General features: G+C 55.0%; 3 protein-coding genes and 1 pseudogene. All 4 read left to right on the top strand.

Annotated features, from left to right (window positions below):
- The first annotated feature begins 150 nt into the window (after positions 1 to 150).
- Positions 151 to 390, top strand: a complete 240-nt coding sequence (locus NW848_RS15565; protein WP_414511358.1) for a hypothetical protein — start codon at positions 151 to 153, stop codon at positions 388 to 390.
- 181 nt (positions 391 to 571) lie between these two features.
- Positions 572 to 1,018, top strand: a pseudogene (locus NW848_RS15560) (universal stress protein).
- Positions 1,019 to 1,307: 289 nt separating this feature from the next.
- Positions 1,308 to 1,661: a ferredoxin-thioredoxin reductase catalytic domain-containing protein gene (locus NW848_RS15555; protein WP_011431390.1), complete on the top strand. Its 354-nt coding sequence runs from the start codon at positions 1,308 to 1,310 to the stop codon at positions 1,659 to 1,661.
- A gap of 96 nt (positions 1,662 to 1,757) precedes the next feature.
- Positions 1,758 to 1,874, top strand: a complete 117-nt coding sequence (locus NW848_RS15550; RefSeq protein WP_011431389.1) for a photosystem II reaction center X protein — start codon at positions 1,758 to 1,760, stop codon at positions 1,872 to 1,874.
- Positions 1,875 to 2,111: the final 237 nt, after the last annotated feature.

Below are 2,111 nucleotides of genomic sequence, written 5' to 3'. Positions count from 1 at the left end.
CGAAAAATGTTTTGCTGTAGCCGAGAACAGCTCCTGGTGCGTATAGCTCAGAGCCTTCTGCCAGCTTCAGAACAGTGGCGAGCGCGCTCACTCTCCCGCGCCCTGGCTAAAGATTTAGACACTTCCCCCATACCTCATTCCCTATTTCAGGTGGTAGCGATTCCAGCCCAGAAAGTGCCGGTGCCGATGTTGGTTTGCGCCAGCGAGGATGATCCCATTGTGGATCCTGCTTCGCTGGAGCAGTGGGGAAACTACTTAAAGCCAGGGGATCAAATGTGGTTTTGTCCTGGGGGGCGACACTTTTTTCACTATTCTTTTCCAAGTTTGGTCAACTTGAAAATCATGGATTTCTGGCAAAAGCTGCAGCAATTGCAGACCAGCCTTGCCTGAAAGACTGGCCTTTGTCCTTAGCTCAACTGCGAGTTTTGTCAGCAACCCCCAACCCCCGCAGATTGTTGGTGGCTCTAACCCTCCAAACAGACAGAAAGAGCTCTCATGCCATAGGGATCTCATCGCCGCCCACAGCGCCCCCAGAGAGACGGCGTCCACCCGGCTCCCCGCTAGAAGTAAAATGGGAGGGGTCGAGCCGGGCTTAAGCGGGGGATCCGCGACTAGGTTCGACAAGCTGCTCTTTCCCATCGACAACTCGCGCGAGACCAGCCACGCCTTGCCCTTGGTGGCAGACCTAGCGCAGCGCTGCAAAAGTCGGGTGTACTTGCTCTCGGTACTGGACAACATGGAGCTTGACGCGGAGCGAGCAGAACAAGCCCGGCAGAACATTCAGAACCTGCCCAAACAGACGGAGCTGGGCCTGCAGTAAATCGGCATCAACAGCGTCAAGAGCGAGTATCGCGAGGGAAAAGTACCCTTCGTCATCTGCGACGTGGCGGACGAGCTGGAGATCAGCCTGATCGTGATGGGATCCCGCAGCCTCAGCCTGTCTGCCGAGGGGCAGAACAACTCCGTCAGCCACCGCCTCATCGACCTTGCTCCCTGCCCGGTGCTGGTCGTGCCCTGAGAAAAGGGATCCCGGTCAGCGTGATCCTGTAGAGTACCCTAGGGCGGGGTCTTGCCAAGTCCAAACAATGTTGCCTTGTGTAACAGCACGGCTGTCACTGTTTGTCTTCTCTAAAAGTCTGCAGTACAACGAAGAGCAAGATACAGCTTTGTCCGACTTCGGGGGAGGTCTGTAGAATCAGCAGGATCCCGGCATACGCACATCTGTATTAACTTCAGAAAGTGTGGCCGGAAGAAGCTGTGAGCCTCATTACCAGCAACAGCCGGTCAGTTCCCTTCCGAGAATCGTCATGGAAAGTCGTGGTTACAACAAGGCCTCCCAGAAGACTTTTGAGGTGATGCGGCATTTCGCAGAAACCTACGCCAAACGTACCGACACTTTTTTCTGCTCTGATCCTACGATTACGACAGCGGTGATCGAGGGCTTGGCTCTGCACAAAGAGCAATTGGGCGCTCCGCTCTGCCCCTGTCGTTTTTATGAAGACAAAGAGGCGGAAGTGAAAGCCGGCTATTGGAACTGCCCCTGTGTACCCATGCGGGAGCGAAAGGAATGCCACTGTATGCTCTTTTTAACTCCAGATAACCCCTTCGCCGGCACCAGCCAAACCCTAGAGGAGGTGCCCCTAGAGTACCAGGCGAAATAGTCGGCAATGCGTCTGTCTCTGGGTTGAGCGACAAAGACCAGTATAATCGGGAAATAGTTGAGTGGTTGATAGTCGCACGAGGAGGAAACTCTTTTTATGACTCCCTCACTGGCTAATTTTCTCTGGAGCTTGGTGTACGGCGCAGTGGTGCTGGGGCTTCTCTTCGGCGCCATCGTCTTCGTCAGCCAAAGAGATAGGGTGCGTCGTCGCTGATCCCTCTGCTCGCGCTGATGCTCTACTTCTTTGCTGTTGTTGCTGAGTGGAAAGAGACTCGGGTGCTAAGGTTTGCTCTGGTAGGCAACTGCCAGGGTGCTTTGTCCACCTGTCAGGGATCCAGCCGGGTTGAGTGACAACCGGATCGACGTGCTTGGCGCCGTTGTTGCTAACGCTCACAAAAAAGGATAGCTTGGTAGCCCCGCACTTGAGTGCGGGGCGGAAAAGCCCGCTAGC

The organism is Synechococcus sp. RC10A2, from assembly GCF_047502605.1.
Note: the sequence above shows the minus strand (reverse complement) of the source record. Positions and strands in the feature narration are given on the sequence as shown.